Source organism: Methanosarcina mazei S-6, from assembly GCF_000970205.1.
Classification (GTDB): Archaea; Halobacteriota; Methanosarcinia; order Methanosarcinales; family Methanosarcinaceae; genus Methanosarcina; species Methanosarcina mazei.
The window spans coordinates 607,449-623,931 of sequence record NZ_CP009512.1 but is presented as its reverse complement, the minus strand read 5'-3'; the positions used below and the strand labels follow the sequence as shown (position 1 = coordinate 623,931).

General features: G+C 42.4%; 20 protein-coding genes and 1 tRNA gene. 13 read left to right on the top strand and 8 right to left on the bottom strand.

Annotation, left to right across the window (positions count from 1 at the left end; translation table 11 throughout):
- Positions 1 to 56 precede the first annotated feature (56 nt).
- The 5 genes from MSMAS_RS02700 to MSMAS_RS02680 form a co-directional block, all read right to left on the bottom strand.
- Complete coding sequence (locus MSMAS_RS02700) at positions 57 to 1,586, bottom strand: MBL fold hydrolase (RefSeq protein WP_011032742.1); 1,530 nt, start codon at positions 1,584 to 1,586, stop codon at positions 57 to 59.
- A 152-nt stretch (positions 1,587 to 1,738) separates the two neighbouring features.
- Positions 1,739 to 2,176: a GIY-YIG nuclease family protein gene (locus MSMAS_RS02695; protein WP_011032743.1), complete on the bottom strand. Its 438-nt coding sequence runs from the start codon at positions 2,174 to 2,176 to the stop codon at positions 1,739 to 1,741.
- 15 nt (positions 2,177 to 2,191) lie between these two features.
- The gene (locus MSMAS_RS02690; RefSeq protein WP_230633332.1) at positions 2,192 to 3,166 is read right to left on the bottom strand and encodes an ADP-ribosylglycohydrolase family protein; all 975 of its coding nucleotides are present in this window, start codon (positions 3,164 to 3,166) and stop codon (positions 2,192 to 2,194) included.
- Between the two features lie 263 nt (positions 3,167 to 3,429).
- A complete protein-coding gene (locus MSMAS_RS18550; protein WP_015411358.1) occupies positions 3,430 to 4,200 on the bottom strand; it encodes a protease inhibitor I42 family protein in 771 nt (256 codons plus the stop codon).
- Between the two features lie 306 nt (positions 4,201 to 4,506).
- A complete protein-coding gene (locus tag MSMAS_RS02680) occupies positions 4,507 to 4,929 on the bottom strand; it encodes a hypothetical protein (RefSeq protein ID WP_048036281.1) in 423 nt (140 codons plus the stop codon).
- Positions 4,930 to 5,434: 505 nt separating this feature from the next.
- Between MSMAS_RS02680 and MSMAS_RS02675 the strand changes: the two genes are divergently transcribed.
- Positions 5,435 to 6,004: a hypothetical protein gene (locus MSMAS_RS02675; protein ID WP_011032747.1), complete on the top strand. Its 570-nt coding sequence runs from the start codon at positions 5,435 to 5,437 to the stop codon at positions 6,002 to 6,004.
- Between the two features lie 132 nt (positions 6,005 to 6,136).
- Here the strand turns inward: MSMAS_RS02675 and MSMAS_RS02670 are convergent.
- A tRNA-Glu gene (locus tag MSMAS_RS02670) sits at positions 6,137 to 6,211 on the bottom strand.
- A gap of 149 nt (positions 6,212 to 6,360) precedes the next feature.
- The gene (locus MSMAS_RS02665; RefSeq protein ID WP_011032748.1) at positions 6,361 to 7,602 is read right to left on the bottom strand and encodes a proteasome-activating nucleotidase; all 1,242 of its coding nucleotides are present in this window, start codon (positions 7,600 to 7,602) and stop codon (positions 6,361 to 6,363) included.
- 890 nt (positions 7,603 to 8,492) lie between these two features.
- On the opposite strand from MSMAS_RS02665, the gene MSMAS_RS02660 reads away from it, so the two are divergent.
- The 12 genes from MSMAS_RS02660 (at position 8,493) to ftsY (ending at position 15,797) form a co-directional block, all read left to right on the top strand.
- Positions 8,493 to 8,738, top strand: a complete 246-nt coding sequence (locus MSMAS_RS02660; protein WP_011032749.1) for a TIGR00304 family membrane protein — start codon at positions 8,493 to 8,495, stop codon at positions 8,736 to 8,738.
- Between the two features lie 53 nt (positions 8,739 to 8,791).
- Positions 8,792 to 9,094: a TIGR00304 family membrane protein gene (locus MSMAS_RS02655; protein ID WP_230625101.1), complete on the top strand. Its 303-nt coding sequence runs from the start codon at positions 8,792 to 8,794 to the stop codon at positions 9,092 to 9,094.
- 128 nt (positions 9,095 to 9,222) lie between these two features.
- Positions 9,223 to 10,500 carry an adenylosuccinate synthase gene (locus MSMAS_RS02650; protein ID WP_015411365.1) on the top strand — a complete coding sequence of 426 codons (1,278 nt, stop codon included), beginning with the start codon at positions 9,223 to 9,225 and terminating at the stop codon, positions 10,498 to 10,500.
- A gap of 289 nt (positions 10,501 to 10,789) precedes the next feature.
- Positions 10,790 to 11,239, top strand: a complete 450-nt coding sequence (locus tag MSMAS_RS02645) for a 30S ribosomal protein S19e (RefSeq protein WP_011032752.1) — start codon at positions 10,790 to 10,792, stop codon at positions 11,237 to 11,239.
- Between the two features lie 86 nt (positions 11,240 to 11,325).
- Positions 11,326 to 11,688: a DNA-binding protein gene (locus MSMAS_RS02640; RefSeq protein ID WP_011032753.1), complete on the top strand. Its 363-nt coding sequence runs from the start codon at positions 11,326 to 11,328 to the stop codon at positions 11,686 to 11,688.
- Between the two features lie 5 nt (positions 11,689 to 11,693).
- On the top strand, positions 11,694 to 12,296 hold the full coding sequence (locus MSMAS_RS02635) for an alpha hydrolase (RefSeq protein WP_011032754.1): 603 nt from the start codon (positions 11,694 to 11,696) through the stop codon (positions 12,294 to 12,296).
- A 266-nt stretch (positions 12,297 to 12,562) separates the two neighbouring features.
- Entirely contained in the window at positions 12,563 to 12,718 is a 156-nt protein-coding gene (locus tag MSMAS_RS02630; protein ID WP_011032755.1) for a 50S ribosomal protein L39e, read from the top strand.
- An 18-nt stretch (positions 12,719 to 12,736) separates the two neighbouring features.
- Positions 12,737 to 13,006, top strand: coding sequence for a 50S ribosomal protein L31e (locus MSMAS_RS02625; RefSeq protein WP_048036285.1), 270 nt, complete (start codon positions 12,737 to 12,739; stop codon positions 13,004 to 13,006).
- A 28-nt stretch (positions 13,007 to 13,034) separates the two neighbouring features.
- Positions 13,035 to 13,694 (top strand): translation initiation factor IF-6, encoded by a 660-nt coding sequence (locus tag MSMAS_RS02620; protein WP_011032757.1) that lies wholly within the window; start codon positions 13,035 to 13,037, stop codon positions 13,692 to 13,694.
- A gap of 52 nt (positions 13,695 to 13,746) precedes the next feature.
- On the top strand, positions 13,747 to 13,923 hold the full coding sequence (rpl18a, locus tag MSMAS_RS02615; RefSeq protein WP_239525099.1) for a 50S ribosomal protein L18Ae: 177 nt from the start codon (positions 13,747 to 13,749) through the stop codon (positions 13,921 to 13,923).
- Between the two features lie 5 nt (positions 13,924 to 13,928).
- Positions 13,929 to 14,357, top strand: a complete 429-nt coding sequence (gene pfdA / locus MSMAS_RS02610; protein ID WP_048036279.1) for a prefoldin subunit alpha — start codon at positions 13,929 to 13,931, stop codon at positions 14,355 to 14,357.
- Between the two features lie 180 nt (positions 14,358 to 14,537).
- Positions 14,538 to 15,797, top strand: coding sequence for a signal recognition particle-docking protein FtsY (gene ftsY, locus MSMAS_RS02605; protein ID WP_011032760.1), 1,260 nt, complete (start codon positions 14,538 to 14,540; stop codon positions 15,795 to 15,797).
- 293 nt (positions 15,798 to 16,090) lie between these two features.
- Here ftsY and MSMAS_RS02600 read toward each other — a convergent pair whose 3' ends face one another.
- The gene (locus MSMAS_RS02600) at positions 16,091 to 16,306 is read right to left on the bottom strand and encodes a PspC domain-containing protein (RefSeq protein ID WP_015411372.1); all 216 of its coding nucleotides are present in this window, start codon (positions 16,304 to 16,306) and stop codon (positions 16,091 to 16,093) included.
- Positions 16,307 to 16,483 lie beyond the last annotated feature (177 nt).

The following is a 16,483-nucleotide window of genomic DNA, read 5'->3' as shown; positions in this document are numbered from 1 at the left end:
TCAGAAGAATAATTGTTCATTATTATCCATTATTATTTATTAATATCCATTAAAATTTACAGAGCTTTTCTTGCAAAGTACCTCTCTGAGCTAGAATGTTCAACAAGTTTCCCGTTTTCAAGCACGGATATGGAACCGTGACCGCAGCAAACAAGACACTTCCTGCCTTTTTTAACAAGTTCGGAATCCAGTTCCTGTATAAGAGAAAGTAGAGCATTCCTTTCCTCTTTTGCAAGGCTGCTGTCCACATTTACCGAAGTCATAAGATAGTCAGCCAGAACATTATATTCCGTCCTCTCCGGGCTCAAACTCCTGAAATTAATCACCGCGTCCTGAGGGAAAAGCAGGCCTTCTTCAGGGCAGAGATAGAATATTTCCCCATACATATGTCCTCCAAGGCCCTGAAGAGCTTCAAACTCAAGATCTCCTATCGTGAAACGGGAAACAACCGGAAAAGCTCCCCTTTTCTCTATTTCCTTATCCTGGTATGAAATTTCCGGAAAAAGGATTACATTTGAAGGAGGGGTGAACCTTGAGAAGAGGTTAATCATTTTCGTATAAACTTCTTCCAGGATACATCCCTGGTTGCTGGACCCATAAGCCCTGCTGGTTTCCTGTGTAATTTTCAGGGTTTCCCGGTTCAGATAGGAAGGGGCAGAGAAAAAGCCGGCAGCTCCGCAGTGGTCAGCATCTGCATGAGTAATATAGATCCTTTTAAGCAGGCTCAGGTCCCCAAGCCCATAGTGCTGGAGCATGTTCACGACATCAGGCTGGTATATTCCATAACCGGCATCAATCATGACCTTTTCTCCAGGGGTATCGAAAAGATAGATATTTCCCCCACAGGGAAGCTGAAAGCAGAAAAGTTCAATCTCTTTATTTATCCTGACCCTCTGCACATCGGCATAAAACCCTTCACCTGAGGTCCTGCGGAGGGTTTCCCCGACTTTAAGGATATTCTCAAAGACCTCTACAGGATCTTTTTTCAGGTTTGAGAGCTCCTGAGCGATGTGGTTGATATCATGGAGAAATTTCATTAAAAAATCGTCTTCAGCATTTCCAAGATAGTACCTCAATTTCTGGGCAAGCCTGAGGTAAAAAACCGTATCATCGAGCTTTTCGCCTGTTGTATCATACTCTACAATCTCAAGCCTGTACTTTGACTTGAGCCTGTTAAGGAGAGAATCTATAAGGTCAGTATTTTCAATATTCAGGCTCACGACAAGCCTTTCGGGATGATGTCCCCTATCATCGAAATCAAGGAAAGTAATATTTGCCCCTGAAGAAGTGGTATGGTTCAGGAAATCAAATAAAGCTCCGGGGCAGTTAGGGAGATAAACATTGAATTTAAGGAAAGCTACGGGATGCAGAGAGGTCTGGAGGTAACCTATTCTTTCCAGCTCCTCACGAATTTTTTCATAAACCTCTGAAGCAGCAGCTACCTCAAAGAAGACAATGTTCCTGTCAATTCTCCGGTCATACTGGATCCGGTTGATGTTTCCTTTATACCGTGTGATAATTTCGGCTGCCCTGTGAAGTGCTCCTGGCTCATCAGGCATTGAGGCAATAAAAGAGAACTGTTCCATGAAACATCCCCTGATCAGATTGGAACGTTTTTTCTGATAATTAAAATAAAATCCTGCCTTACTTTAAACTTTCCTGTACCTGTGAGAAAGAAAAAAGGAATAATAAAAAATTCAGTATTTAATAGAATCTATTTAACAGATTAAATAGAAATTTAACACTCAAAAGCGATCGGAAGCAACCCAAGTGCTTCAAAAACTGCTGTGATTTCAGGAAAGGGATCTTCTCTTCTGTAAAAAAGATGGGATATACAGGCACAATCCGTGCACCCGAACCCCGGAGCTGAATCACTCCCGAGCTTGCAAGCAATTTTACATTCAAACCTGTCAGAAGTACTGGCACAGACAGCCCCCAGCAATTTGAATGAAGGATTCAGGTGTAGATAATCCACATGCCACCTGGGGTTTTTATCCTTCTTTAAAGATAGCTCAATATGCCTTTTTACCCGCTTCATTCCCCCTGACCCAAGAGCTGACCCCACATAAATATGAAAGCCCTCAGGAAAAGAAAAAGTTCCTTTTTTCCCGACCTCTACCACACAGCCCCGGTTTTCAAACACCAGACAGTAAACACCTTTTTCGGAAAAATCCATTTGGTAACCTCAATTTCAGGCTCCAAACCCGTCTTCAGAGACCTGATGTTTGTTTTCGGAAACTTCAAGATACTTCTCAATCAGGGGCTCTACCATTTCCTCAATTATCTCTTTTTCCTTCAGAGATTCAACCCAGGAAACCGGTACTGCTTCAATCCCAAGCCTTGCCCCGAGAATCCCGCCTGCAACACTGCCCACTGAATCCGAATCTCCTGTTATGTTCACTCCGGTCTGGACTGCTTTTTTATAGTTATCAGGATACCGCAGGATGCAGAAATAAGCAAGTGCAAAAGTCTCATCCGCATACCAGCCCTGCCCGAGTTTTTGAAGAGCTTCTTCGTCGCTCAGGTTACTGTGAGCAAGTTCATAAGAATGTTTGAGGGCTTCGGTAAATTCATCCGAAATTCCTTCCGTTACCCTGAGAAGAGGTAAAAACATGTCTTCGGGAGCTATCCCGTCAAGAGCCAGTTTCACAGCATATGCACCTGCAACCGATGCAGCATCTGCTGTCGGATGGTTATGAGTTATTCTGCCGGAAAGGGAAGCAGCTTCAATCAATTTATCAGGATCATTACTGAAGATGAAGCCAAGAATACCAACCCGCATGAGGCTTCCGCAGGTTTTTGAATTTAGTCCGGATTCGCTCCAGTGAATTCCGTCCTTAAGACTTAAAGCTGCACCTTTTGTTGTTGCTCCTGCCCCGAGGTCAGGCTCTTTCAGCCAAAGGACAAGCTCTCCCGCTATATGTTTCATAAGCTCAGGAAGTTCAAATTCTGCTCCATGAAGAAGTCCTCTGGCAAGCACAAGCATTAACTGAGTATCATCTGTCCAGGAAGAGTTTGGAGGAAGCTCAAGGATTCCTTTTTCTCCATACTTCTCTTTAATCTGCTTAAGGGTCAGGTGTTCTACGGGGCGGCCGAGAGCATCAGCACAGGCTGTGCCGAAAAGGTAGCCGCGGAGCTTTTTTTCGAGATCCAGAGTATCTTGCATATTTCCTGAATTCATTATTTCAATTCCGTCTCAAAAGAGAAATGCAACTATCTATGTATGATTAAGTTTACTTATAGAGCTTATCCCAAAACCCAAAATTTGCTTCTTAAGTCTCATATTTTAAGTTACCAGGCGCTTCTGATTGTGAAAACAATCCTGAATAATTCTGAGAATTGAGATTAAAAATGGATTTTGGAATAAGCTCATATGTTTTATAGGTTATTTCGTAACAGACCTGAAAATATTGTAAAAATACTTACTCATTAACTTATTTTGACTGCGCAATCTATAATCTCTGCACTTTCTTTATTCCATAATTGCACATGAATGAATTGAATTGAATCCTGACATTTTTCAGCACCATAGAATGTGAAAACTCTTGTTCCAGGTTTACCCGGTATCGGGTCTTCAGGAGGTATATAATAAGATTCTATGAGCCAGAGAGAATCTGGTTTGTGACCAATAACCCAAGAATAACCAGTTGATCCACCATTGTCTTCTAGTTCAACTTTTGTCCTCTCACCAACTTTAATATTTATATCATTAATTTTTGTATTAGTCATTTCCATTTTTTGCGTGTTATTTAAAAGCTCCTTGAATTTGTGGCAACCACCAGTGCCGGAATTTGCACCGATAAAAACTTCATTCCCAAGAGTCATCCTAAAGTGCCAATATGGTTCATTGCAATCAGGTACCAATGGCCAAGAGAGTTCAACGTCTACAAATGTATCTCCACAATCTTTTTTATTTAGAATTTTAATTGCATCTTCAATGTCAATTTTGTAAGATGAAATGATCCTTATCCCAAGAGGGCATGGTATTTGTACTGGCTTTGTCATCCCTATATGAGATTGAGCTACATAAAATGAAAAACAAGTTCCATCTTCTGCACGGACTATACAATCCCAACCTAAAATATCTCCTACTTCTCTGCCCTTTCCATTATTGATACGAGCTTTTTTAAACAGAAGTCCAGCCATTGGTTTACCGTTCAAAGAGGTTGACGCTTTGTTTAACAAATCTTTGAGATCCATCTTTTTATCACCTATTTTCTGAATTGAGAGTTGTCATGTTAATATGTCATAATATAAGATACTTCAAAACTTTTCAAATAGATTTTTAAACATTAAAATTTTTAGCTTAAAATATAAATACTCGGGTTTTTGAAGTTGCGAAATAACAACTTTTTAGGGATAAACATTTCTTTTTTTAAAGTTGAACACAGAAACTGTTTGGAACGTAAAAAACCTAAATGTGGAAATTGATGCAGTTGAGAACGATTCTCCCTAAACCGATGATCAATGAATTCCGCTTAGATTTTGCTTTACCATTTAGCTAAGTTATTTTAACAGTAATGTTGCTTCACCATTCAATTCAGTTATTTCATACGAATCATCTTGTCCAATATGATATTCAGGACCTATTGAACCAGGTTTCCTAGTTGTTTTAATACAGAACGTTGTTACTGGCTCAGCTTTTTGCGGATTCTCCAGATAAACTGTCGGTATTAGAAGGGATAAACAAACAAGTGAAGCCCCAGGCTGATGTTTAGACAGATCTACAGTTACCATATCTAGTTCTTGCACCTCGCTTTCAGTAATTTCTTCGCCTTTAAAAATCTTTTTACAGTCCGGAAACTCGATCGTAAGAACTGCTGGCACACCATTAGGACCTTTACGAGTATACATTATAACGTTTTCTTTTTTAGGATCACTCACGTTATAAGTATTAGCTTCAATCAATTGAACAGCATTCATAGTCATTTGGGTTCCTCTAAAATATTTTTCTTATAATTCTGTTTTATTCAATTCCAGTATTCTTTTTTGGTTATGTTGGCACTATTTATCAGACTAAGCAGTTTAACACAACTATACAATGCCCACCACTAAGCAATTCTTTTGCCTAATGTTTTTCATTTTCTTTTTCTATTTGCTTTTGCACGGATGAATGTTTATTACGTGATTTTCAATTAAACTGCGTTCGTCCCACAACAATTTTTTGCTGTGAACAAAGCTAGAATAAAATACGCAGGTAAAAATAGGTTATCCAGATAACGTATGTACAGGCTGCATATGATTCGTTTAATATGTGGATGGGAAAAGTAAGAGTTAATCCCATAGTAATTCTTTACTGTCACTGTACTAGAATAAAATACGTAAGTAAAAATAGGTGATACAATAATATATGTTTAAAATGCGCAGAATACGTTTGATATGCGCATAGAAATCAAAGAATTTGAAAAGAGAATGAAATTACAGGGGGTAATATTTGAATACACACCGCATTTCTACCACAATCTCGCAGAAACACTGGGAATTATTAAAAAAGCACGCAGAAAAATTTGAAACGCAGCAAAAAGCCCTGGAGCTTGCACTGGAAAGTCTAGAAAATGGCTCAAGGCAGATTCCAGAATTAACCCTAGAAGAGAAATATTGGATGCGCCTTAAACCGGCAAAATCCCTGGTTATCATCGAAAAAACTGCCTTTAAATCATTAATAGAAACCGCTGATATTGAACTATTAAGTGAGCTTTTTGTCCGAAACAAAATCATAGAATATACGATCGAGTTCTACTTTCAGAAATCTCTGGAAGAATGTAGTCTTAACGAAGTTATAGATGGTCTGGTTATAAATCTCAAGATAACTAACTGGGTTGATACTGTAGATTATACAGATTATGGCAGTTATTATAAGCTGGCAATAACCCACGACCTTGGCCTCACTTTTGCCGAATTACTTACAATATGGATAGACAACATGTTTAAAATTCATGGAGTCAGGGTAGAGAGTATACATTCCACAAAAACGATCTTCACGAAAATATTTAAAAACAAATAGTTGACACTCTTAAATTCTACTTATCTGAGATCAATTTAATGATTTACACTTTATTTAAAGTTCAGCTGCAAAATCTAAATTAAGATCAAAAGGCGCTAAAAGAATTATGAAAAAACTGTAAAAAAGGAAAAGTGCTCCGATGGGGATTTGAACCCCAGTCGCAGGAGTGAGAGTCCTGAATGATTGGCCGAGCTACACTATCGGAGCACGCTGTTAATTATGCACTGCCTCTAAGACAGCATACTTTCAAGTGATTTATAAAATATAAACCTTTCGACTGATTTTAGAAAAAATTTAAAGCAGCCGGGAAGGAATTTGCCTTTTCCCGGCAGTTTAAAAAGAATTGCTTCTCAAATTTATACGAACATAGCCTGCGGAATTGTGGGTTCCTGAACGTTTACGACCTTGTCGTAGGCTTTCATGAAATCTGCCATGGTGATCTCTTTTCCGCGCCTGCGCAGGACGAAAATTCCGGCTTCCTTGACAATTACGCTGATCTCTGCACCGCTTCTGCCTGACATGACCTTTGCAAGCTTCTCAAAGTCCACATCATCTGCAAGCTTCATCTTTCGGGTGTGGATCTTCAGGATCTCGATCCTGCCCTTGTCATCAGGGAGGGGGACTTCAATCGACCTGTCAAACCTGCCTGGCCTTAGGAGAGCCGGGTCAAGAAGGTCAATCCTGTTGGTTGCAGCAACTACCTTTACGTTGCCTTTGGGATCAAAGCCGTCCATCTCGGCAAGGAGCTGGAGCATTGTCCTGTTTACCTCTGCCGAGCCGCTTGTCCCGTCATAGGTCCTCATGCTGCCCACCGCATCGATTTCGTCTATGAAAAGGATACTTGGAGACTTGTCCCTTGCAAGCTGGAAAATATCCTTGACAAGCCTTGAACCTTCTCCAACGAATTTCTGGACGAGGTCAGAGCCTGACATCCTGATAAAGGTGGCTTTTGCCTGAGAGGCTATGGCTTTTGCAATAAGGGTCTTTCCGGTACCCGGAGCCCCGTGGAGAAGAACTCCGGATGGAGGCTCGATTCCCAGGTCTTCGAAGAGTTCGGGCTCGGTGAGTGGGAGTTCCACGCTTTCACGGACTTCCTGAAGTACATCATCCAGCCCTCCGATCATGCTGTAGTCTATGCCCGGAGAGTTGATAAGCTCCATAACCTGAGCCCGCACATCTGCAGCCCTGCTCACTATGGAGATGATAGAGTAAGCCCCGTTTACAGCAACCCTCATCCCGGGCTCTATTTTCCCGAGGCACTCTTCCGGGATCTGGGTGAGGACTTCCTGGTTATTTCCGTGCTGCCTGATAAGGGCAATCTCCCCGTTTACTTCAAGAATGGTTGCAATGAAAAGAGGCGGTTCGGTAAGCTGCTCCAGATGGGCTTTTAATTTGTTTATCTCCTGAAGGTGCCTGCCTGTAGCTACGCTCGCTTCAAGGAGCCGTGCCTTCATGTTTTCGTTCTGGACCTTGAGTATTTCTATCTCTGTTAAGAGAGTTTTCACATCCTCCGGGATGATCTCCCCGCACTCAAGCTGAAACTCTACCCTGGACTTAATATCTTCCAGAGAGGATCTTATGGCACTGTCTTCTGACATTTGAAAACACCTGTTTTATCGTATAAAATTGATTTTGCTTATTCGGTTTCAAGCCAGCTGGCCTCTAAACCGGTATGATATCGGTATATTTCGATTAATTTGATCGAATTGTAATATTATTCCGAAACAGGATTAAATGCTATTTCGAACAAAGTACTGCACCTCATTACCGATGCCTCTACAGGCAGTCTGAAACATTGCGGATAAAGTTATCAGACATACTTATCAGACATAACGGTTAAAAGGCAATTGACTCAAGTATACTATATTAGGACAACTTAACAATTTATATACCTGCCTTATACGGAACTGCATATATCAAAGGTTAAAATGCAACTGAAGAGGTTCTTATCGTGTTTACAGTATATATTAAGATGCCGGGTACTGAGATACAACATATTAAGGGAAGGTACATAAATATATATCTATAAATATAAAATGGGCACATATAAGTTTCTTTAATAATTACATTGATGACCCCGGGAAATTACCTTGCAGCAGGTATTCGCCCCATCTTTTTATGTTTCTTTCAAATCATATATTTTTCCTTCAATTTGCAGGCAAGTAGTTAACGCTTTTTAGCATCCTTATATTTTTCCATAAAGAAACGGAACTCCTGAGTAAAAATAAAAATTGCGGCATTATTCATACATGTCCGCCAGAGGAGGGCCATATATAAACGTTTATACATAAGAATGTATGCGATTAAATATAGAGAAGATTAACTTATTAAAAATCTCAAGAATAGCCTGTTAATTCGCCGTTTTTTTAAAAAATTAACCAGAAATTCCAGAAAAGAAGTATAGTTTTGAAAAAGAAGAGCAAAGTTCTCGACTGAGATAAAAAATTTAAAGGATAGATTTAATAATAAAAGCACAATATCATTCCACATGCGTGCATCAGAAGATTTTCTAAGAGTAGGCGCAACAGTTACATTTATTGGCTTCATTATAGTATTGTTAGGCATAGTTCTTACCATGTTACAGCACCCTTCAAATGCCCAGATGGGCGGATTGATAATGCTCGGACCCATTCCGATAGTTTTCGGTTCCACACCAGAAATTACAACAAATATGCTGGGGCTAGGATTACTGGTAACAATTCTCTATCTATTCCTGTGGAAGACTAAACGTTGATTGGAAACTTACTTGTTCTGACTGGATTTTTCATAATACTTATCGGGTTTTTAATGCTTATAATCGGAATAGCCACAGGCTTGCGCAGAGGTTCGGAGAGTGAAACTGAAGACAAAAAAAGAATGAAAGAGTACGGAAAAGAAGCTGAATCGGAAAACTCTTTCAGGTACACAGGAAATGAAAAAGAGCCTTATGCGGAAAAAGCCAGACCTGAAATCAAGGGAGGAGGAGTTATCATGCTCGGTCCTATCCCGATCATCTTTGGAAGCGATAAAGAAAGCGCAAGTACTGCAATAATTCTTGCGATAATCCTCATGGTCCTCAGCCTGCTTATTTTCAGAGGCGTGCTTTTCTAAATTTGCATGTGTTCAAAAGACCGGATCTCGAAAGAAACTGAGAAGAAATTTCAGGTTGAAAATACGCTGAGAAGAAGGTAAAACAAACCGGACAAAACCTTATTAAGGTTAAGCCCGATTCAGGGCTTATGTTTACGATAATCACAGGCGCGCAGTTCGGTGACGAAGGAAAGGGTAAGATTGTCGACCTTCTTGCAAAAGACTATGACGTTGTTGCCCGCTTCCAGGGAGGGAATAACGCGGGCCATACAGTAAAGGTAGGAGATGAGGTCTACAAACTGCACCTGATTCCTTCAGGCATCCTGCTTGATGCCAGGGTCCTTATCGGGCCTGGGGTTGTCCTTAACCCTGAGGTTTTAGCTGAAGAAATCGAAATGTTTGAAAAGCACGGAGTAAAGGTCAATTCGGAAAAGCTGGGAGTGGACGCCAAGACAAGCATTATTATGCCCTACCACATAGAGCTTGACGGCCTCAGAGAAGCTTCAAGGGAAACAAAAATAGGGACCACAAAACGCGGAATCGGTTATGCTTATATTGACAAGGTGGCAAGAGACGAGATCCGCATGGCTGAACTTGTGGATAAAGAGCGCTTCCTTGCAAGGCTTGAAGAACTCGCCCCCCAGAAAGAAAAAGAAATTGAAGCAATGGGCGGTGACCCCAGGATCGTAAGAGACCCTGAACTTATAAAGAGGTACCTGGAACTGGGAGAGCAGTTTGCTGCTTATATTACTGATGTTTCCAGGGAAATCAACCAGGCTCTTGACGAAGGAAAAAATGTAATGGCTGAAGCTGCCCAGGGCACACATCTCGACGTTATTCACGGAACCCAGAAGTTCGTAACTTCTTCTTCTACAATTGCAGGTTCTGCATGTGCAAACCTCGGGGTAGGTCCAACAAGAGTGGACAATGTCATTGCCATAGTAAAAGCCTATATAACCAGAGTAGGGGAAGGCCCGCTTCCGACAGAGCTCATTGGAGAACTTGGAGAAAGAATACAGAAAGCCGGAGGAGAATTCGGGACAACTACAGGCAGAGGAAGAAGATGCGGCTGGTTTGACCTCCCACTCCTCAAGAAGGCTATTGCTCTCAATGGATACACGGAAATTTCCCTTACGAAACTGGACGTACTTACCGGGCTTGACCCTCTAAGGATCTGCACAGGTTATGAGTATAAAGGGAAAAAACTGGACTATCCTCCGGAACTTACGGAAGACCTCCAGGCATGCAGCCCTGTGTATGAAGACTTGCCAGGATGGAAAGAAGAACTGACAGAGGTCAAAGCCTACAATGAGCTCCCGGAAAATGCCAGAAATTATGTTGAGAAGCTGGAAGAGCTCATGAAAGTCCCTGTCAATTATATTTCCGTAGGACCGGGGAGGGCACAAACATTTAAAAAAGAGGACTAACATTTAGTAAGCCAGTCCAGCAAATTACCGAAAAATGTATATATTAACCAATAAATTTATCAACCCCATTTTCCAGTTTAGACTAACTTCATATTAACCGGCATTATCGGGCCTTCGTGCCCAAATTTTAAGAGTCCGTAGCCAGCTAATAAACCAGCAATGGACAACTCGGAAGAGCAAAAGAGTTACCTCTATCCGAGAACAAGAGTTACATTCCTGACAGATTCGGGGGGAAGAATCGGCGCTATCGCCCGAACCTGCAAAAAATTAATTCGCATGAGGAGGATACATGACAACAGTGTTTGACGTCCCTGCAGCAGAAATGATCGACAAGCTTGCAGGTATTCTTAAGGAAAATGAAAATGTCGTTCCCCCCCAGTGGGCAGGGAACGTGAAGACCGGAGTTCACAAAGACCTTCCGCCGACCAACGATGACTGGTGGTACGTAAGGTGCGCAGCAGTCCTCAGAAAGATCTACACCGATGGACCAATCGGAATCGAGAGGCTCAGATCAGTCTACGGAGGAAAGAAGGACAACGGCTCCCAGCCTTACCACAAGGCAAAGGGTAGCGGTTCTATTGCAAGGAAGTCAGTCCAGCAGCTTGAGGCTGCAGGTTTCCTGCAGAAAGTAAAGGACGGAAGAACAGTATCTGCAAAAGGACGTTCCATGATGGATAACGCAGCACACGAACTTAAACAGGAGCTGCTTGAGAAAATCCCGGAACTTGCAAAATACTGAGATGAAAAATCCTTCAGAAAGGGACCTTAAAATCCGGACCCCCTTTCGATATACCATAACCATATTCCAGAAAACCGGTTTTTTCGGTGATTGCCATGTCTAATGATGACGAACTCGAAGAAATCCGAAAGAGACGACTTGCAGAAATTCAGAGGCAGCAGGCGCAGCAGCCATCCGATATGCAGGCAGCATATCAGCAGGAGCAGGCAAGAGCTGAAATGGAAGCTCAAAAGCAGTCTATACTGAGGCAGATCCTGACTCCGGAGGCGAGGGAACGCCTGACAACCCTTAAAATGTCAAGGCCAGCCCTGGGAGAACAGCTTGAGCTGCAGTTAATTTCGCTTGCCCAGAGCGGAAGGCTCCAGTCTCAGATAGACGACGAGCAGCTGAAAACACTCCTGATGCGGATGCAGCCAAAGAAACGCAAAACGTCCATAACCCGGGTTTAAGCACGATGAAAGTCTCGGTCCTCTTCAGTGGAGGTAAAGACAGTTCGCTCTCTGCCCTTTTACTGGAACCGTTTTTCGAGGTCGAACTCGTAACCTGTAACTTTGGATTGCTCCCAACAGGAGAAATTGCAGCAAAAACTGCAAAAGAGTTACATTTTCCTCACAGGACTGTTTCTCTTGACAGAGAAATTCTGGAAAAGGCATACGAGCTGTTACTTAGAGACGGGTTCCCCAGAAGCGCAATTAATTACATTCATGGAAGAGCTGTTGAAACCCTCGCTCTGGACCCGGCAGTTAAACTGATTGCCGACGGGACCAGGAGGGATGACAGGGTCCCGGTGCTTTCTATTTCACAGATAAGAAGCATCGAAGACAGGCTGGGAGTTCAATATTTCTGCCCCCTTAAAGGCTACGGCAAAAAGGTTGTGGACTCTCTGGTCAGGTCTTACCTGAATATTGAACAGGGGCCGAGTGAGAGTACCCAGAAAGCAGATTACGAAACAGAACTCAGGGAGTTGATCCGTCAGAGGCAGGGAGACGAGAGGATAAGGGAACTATTCCCTGTTCATTTCCAGTCCCATGTACTTTCAAGGAAGAAATTTCCCTGAAGAAGCCTGTGTGTTTAAAAATCGGAAGCCTCCCTGAAGGGAAAAATTCTGGAATAAAGATTTATAGAATCGAGTTATATTCAACCCCTATACTGCTGCAGATTAACCACATACTATCATAAATTTACAGAATACGGTTTGCAGACCATGGCCATTCAGGCATTGGAGAGCCGCAATTATAAGGGTTAAAATCACAATCAGCTAATTACGGGATATAACGTAAATTAATAGAATTAAATTGCTACAGGTCAACAGGTGTGATCCACTTGAGTCATAACATGAAAGGACAGAAGAAGCGTCTTGCAAAGGCGCACAAGCAGAATTCGAGAGTCCCTGTGTGGGCTATAGTAAAAACTAACCGGAAGGTAGTAAGTCATCCCAGGCGCAGGCACTGGAGAAGAGGAAGCCTGGATGTGAAGTAAGCGAGGATGGTGGGAAAAATGGCAGACGACATGGTAAAAGAACAGATATATACAATTCCACTTAGAGAAGTAAGGAAGGTCCCTGCATGGAAAAGAGCCGGCAGGGCAGTTAAAGAAGTAAGAGGTTTTCTTGTAAGGCACATGAAGACCGAAGCTGAGCAGGTTAAGCTTGACAAAACCATCAATGAATGCCTCTGGGAAAAGGGCTGCGAAAAGCCCCCTCTATCAATCAGGGTAAGGGCTGTCAAATTCGCAGATGGTGAAGTACAGGCAGAGCTTGCCCAGTAAATAACCGTTAAAGCGAAAATCAAAGAATATGATTCGAACAGTGGATATCTACGATACCTCGATTATAGGGGTATTTGCAACCTGTACAGAAGATCTTGCTCTCGTTCCTCCTCTTACAAAGCCGGAGGTCTGCACTATACTCGAAGAGGCTCTGGATGTAAGGGTAGTTGAAACTCTTATAAACGGAAGCACTGTGGTAGGAGCCCTTTCAAGGGGCAACTCAAATGGGTTTTTACTTCCATACGGGTCCAGTGTCGAGGAGATGCAGAAAAGGACAGGTGTTCCTGCAGGCATACTTCCGGACAGGCTGAATGCAGTTGGAAACATTGTGCTTGCAAACGACTCTGCAGCCCTTGTTCACCCAGAGCTTTCAGACAGAGCTCTCGAAATTATCGCCAGAACCCTCAAGGTAGAGGTTTACAGGGGAACAATTGCCGGGATAAAGAATGTAGGGATGGCAGGAGTCGTTACAAATAAAGGGCTTCTTGTACACCCTAAAGTGACCGTTTCGGAAAGAGAGGCTCTGGAAGAGATCTTCGGGCTTCCGGTAAATATAGGAACTACTAATTTCGGAACCCAGATGCTTGGTTCAGGTCTGCTTGCAAATTCAAAGAACTTTGTAGCGGGCTCAGAGACAACAGGACCGGAACTCGGAAGAATTGAAGAAGCCCTTGGGTTCCTGGAGTGAGCATCATCATCCATCTGTTCCAGAAAAAAGTTACAGCAAGAGAGTGGTAATGATGAAGAGTTTTATTGTTAAAGGTAAATTTAAAGCAGGAAATTCCTGGGAAAAATTCACAAAGAAGATCGAAAGCCAGAACGAAAAGAACGCAACAGATAAGACATACTCGATCTTCGGAAGCAAGCACGGCGTCAAAAGAAGCCAGATCCAGATCGAAAGCGTAGCTGAGGAGTGAAGGATATGGCAGAAGTCAGTGAAGAGATCAGGAATCTGGCAGCCAGGCATCAGGAGTTCCAGAGGCAGGCTGAAGCGCTCAGGCAGGAAATGAGCATGGTACAGGCTTCCATTGCCAGCTGCGACCAGGCCATTGCAACGATAAATGAGCTGAAAGCAGCCTCAGAAGCTGGCAGGGCTGCAGAGACCATGGTACCGGTGGGTTTTGGCTCTTACGTTTATGCTGAGGTTAAGAATCCGGATAAGGTTGTTGTAAATCTCGGAGCGGGTTTCAGTGCAGAAGAAACTGCAGAGGCAGCTGTTGAGACTCTTAATCGCCGCAAGGAGCAGCTTACAAAAATCCTTGAGCAGATGAATGCTTCACTGACTAAAATTGCACAGGGAATGCAGGCCCTTGAAACAGAAGCTGCAAAAATTCAACCTGGCCAGGCATAAATAAGCCCTGGCTCAGGAAAAGGTTACGGATTGCAGGAATCCGGAAGCCACATTCAATGATCGAATAATATCATTAACTTTAATTAGTTCGTAAACTTAACTAACTCGAATTATTGATAATTTCAATCATTCGTGAACTTTATTTACCTATTTTTTACTGATCTTTTCGGGATGGATCCTGTGTTCAATAAATTTAAAGAGAAACTTGGTAGTTTTAAGAAGGCATTCAGCAAAACGATTGATGAGAAAGCAGTGGAAGTCGAGCCGGTAATCATCGAGCAGGTGCCTGAAAGCGAAGAAAGCCTCGAAGAGGAAATCGAGCCCATAATAGAGGAAGAGACTATCGAGGCTGCTCTTGAAGAAGAAATTCCCGAAAAGGGTGCTGTTCCTGAGGTAATCTCCCATGTTTCGGTAGAGGACCTGAAGAAAGCTGAATACAGGAAAAAAGTTGAAGACAGAAAAAAGGCTGCAGAGAAGAAAAAAGAGGAAAAAGAGGAAGTAAAACCCGTTGAAGAGAAAAAGTCTTTTTTCAAAAAGCTTGCCCCGAAAGTCGGGTTTACCCAGAAAGCCAAAGCCCTTGTGTTTAACAGGGAAGTATACCTGGATGAAAAAGACCTTGAAGAACCCCTCTGGGAACTTGAAATGGGCCTCCTGGAAAGCGATCTTGCGGTATCGGTATCTGAGGCAATTGTTGAGTCCGTGAAGAACCAGCTCACTGGAACGACAAAAAGGATTGGGAGCAATACCGGAGATATAGTTGAAGAAGCCCTGAAGAAAGCGATTCTTGATGTGGTATCTGCCAATACCTTTGATTTTGATGAGTATGTCAAAAACCGGCCAAAGCCAGTACATATTGTTTTTGTAGGGATTAACGGGACAGGAAAGACGACGTCCATTTCAAAAATGACGCACAGACTGCTTAAGTTGGGTTATTCTGTGGTGCTTGCTGCCGGAGACACGTTCAGGGCAGGTGCTATTGACCAGCTGGGGATTCATGCAGACAGGCTCGGGGTAAAGATGATAAAGCACCAGGCAGGAGCCGACCCTGCAGCAGTTATTTATGATGCTGTCCAGTATGCAAAAGCGCATAATATCGATTTTGTCCTCTCTGACACGGCAGGACGTATGCATACAAATATGAACCTCATGGCCCAGATGGAAAAGATCTGCAGGGTAAGCTCTCCTGACCTTATTATTTTCGTGGACGAAGCCGTAGCCGGAAACGATGCTGTGGAAAGGGCTGCCCAGTTCAATGACGCTGTCCCTATCGATGGGTCCATCCTGACAAAAATTGATGCTGATGCCAAGGGAGGAGCTGCCATATCCATTGCTTACATCACAGGCAAGCCGATCCTCTTTTTCGGAGTAGGCCAGGGATATGAAGACCTCAAAAAATTCGAACCCGAATGGTTTGTAGACCAGCTTTTCGGGCAGTCATAAATCTTCCAGACCCGGTTTGTGCTGAGGAATGTTCAGGATAGATATGAGTAAACTGAAACCGGTCACAAACGGAAATATCAGTAAAAAGAAAATTCCCGGAAACCGCTTCCGGGAACTCAATTACTGAAAAATAATAGAATAAATTACAAAAATGGTATTGCAGCATTTTTTACGGGTTTACTGCAAAAGTAGAAAAAGGGAAGAAAAAATTCAGAAATATAAAAAAGGGAAGAAGAAATTCAGAAATATGAAAAAGGGAAGAAGAAATTCAGAAATATGAAAGCTTCCGGATTTTAAGGCTCTTCAGGAATTATGATCCAGGCTATGACATAACCGATTATCCCAATTCCCTGCAAAGAAAGTAGCACCCATAAAAGCCTTACTAGCGTAGGATCCACGCCGAGGTACTCGCCTATACCCCCACATACTCCGGCAATAATCTTGTTTCTTTTTGACCTGTACAGTTTCTTCATATCAGTGCCTCCACTCCAGAAAAATACCTGAGTCATCTGAAGGATATCAGATTTTTTGGTTGTTCCGAATTTTGCCTGATTTCCCGTATATAATTGATTAAATATATACGATTTATAAGTAACTCTCCATTTTTCAGAGTTTGTTTCAGTTTTTAACCCTGTGCGCTTAGCCCTGTGCATGAATAAGGGGAAACGTTTCTATCAGATACTTCC

What these genes read in the sequence shown, in the direction of transcription:
- MSMAS_RS02700 (WP_011032742.1), bottom strand. Translation starts at nt 1,586, where the DNA reads ATGGAACAGTTCTCTTTTATTGCCTCAATGCCTGATGAGCCAGGAGCA.
- MSMAS_RS02695 (WP_011032743.1), bottom strand. Translation starts at nt 2,176, where the DNA reads ATGGATTTTTCCGAAAAAGGTGTTTACTGTCTGGTGTTTGAAAACCGG.
- MSMAS_RS02690 (WP_230633332.1), bottom strand. Translation starts at nt 3,166, where the DNA reads ATGCAAGATACTCTGGATCTCGAAAAAAAGCTCCGCGGCTACCTTTTC.
- MSMAS_RS18550 (WP_015411358.1), bottom strand. Translation starts at nt 4,200, where the DNA reads ATGGATCTCAAAGATTTGTTAAACAAAGCGTCAACCTCTTTGAACGGT.
- MSMAS_RS02680 (WP_048036281.1), bottom strand. Translation starts at nt 4,929, where the DNA reads ATGACTATGAATGCTGTTCAATTGATTGAAGCTAATACTTATAACGTG.
- MSMAS_RS02665 (WP_011032748.1), bottom strand. Translation starts at nt 7,602, where the DNA reads ATGTCAGAAGACAGTGCCATAAGATCCTCTCTGGAAGATATTAAGTCC.
- MSMAS_RS02660 (WP_011032749.1), top strand. Translation starts at nt 8,493, where the DNA reads ATGCGTGCATCAGAAGATTTTCTAAGAGTAGGCGCAACAGTTACATTT.
- MSMAS_RS02655 (WP_230625101.1), top strand. Translation starts at nt 8,792, where the DNA reads ATGCTTATAATCGGAATAGCCACAGGCTTGCGCAGAGGTTCGGAGAGT.
- MSMAS_RS02650 (WP_015411365.1), top strand. Translation starts at nt 9,223, where the DNA reads ATGTTTACGATAATCACAGGCGCGCAGTTCGGTGACGAAGGAAAGGGT.
- MSMAS_RS02645 (WP_011032752.1), top strand. Translation starts at nt 10,790, where the DNA reads ATGACAACAGTGTTTGACGTCCCTGCAGCAGAAATGATCGACAAGCTT.
- MSMAS_RS02635 (WP_011032754.1), top strand. Translation starts at nt 11,694, where the DNA reads ATGAAAGTCTCGGTCCTCTTCAGTGGAGGTAAAGACAGTTCGCTCTCT.
- MSMAS_RS02625 (WP_048036285.1), top strand. Translation starts at nt 12,737, where the DNA reads ATGGCAGACGACATGGTAAAAGAACAGATATATACAATTCCACTTAGA.
- MSMAS_RS02620 (WP_011032757.1), top strand. Translation starts at nt 13,035, where the DNA reads ATGATTCGAACAGTGGATATCTACGATACCTCGATTATAGGGGTATTT.
- rpl18a (WP_239525099.1), top strand. Translation starts at nt 13,747, where the DNA reads ATGAAGAGTTTTATTGTTAAAGGTAAATTTAAAGCAGGAAATTCCTGG.
- pfdA (WP_048036279.1), top strand. Translation starts at nt 13,929, where the DNA reads ATGGCAGAAGTCAGTGAAGAGATCAGGAATCTGGCAGCCAGGCATCAG.
- MSMAS_RS02600 (WP_015411372.1), bottom strand. Translation starts at nt 16,306, where the DNA reads ATGACTCAGGTATTTTTCTGGAGTGGAGGCACTGATATGAAGAAACTG.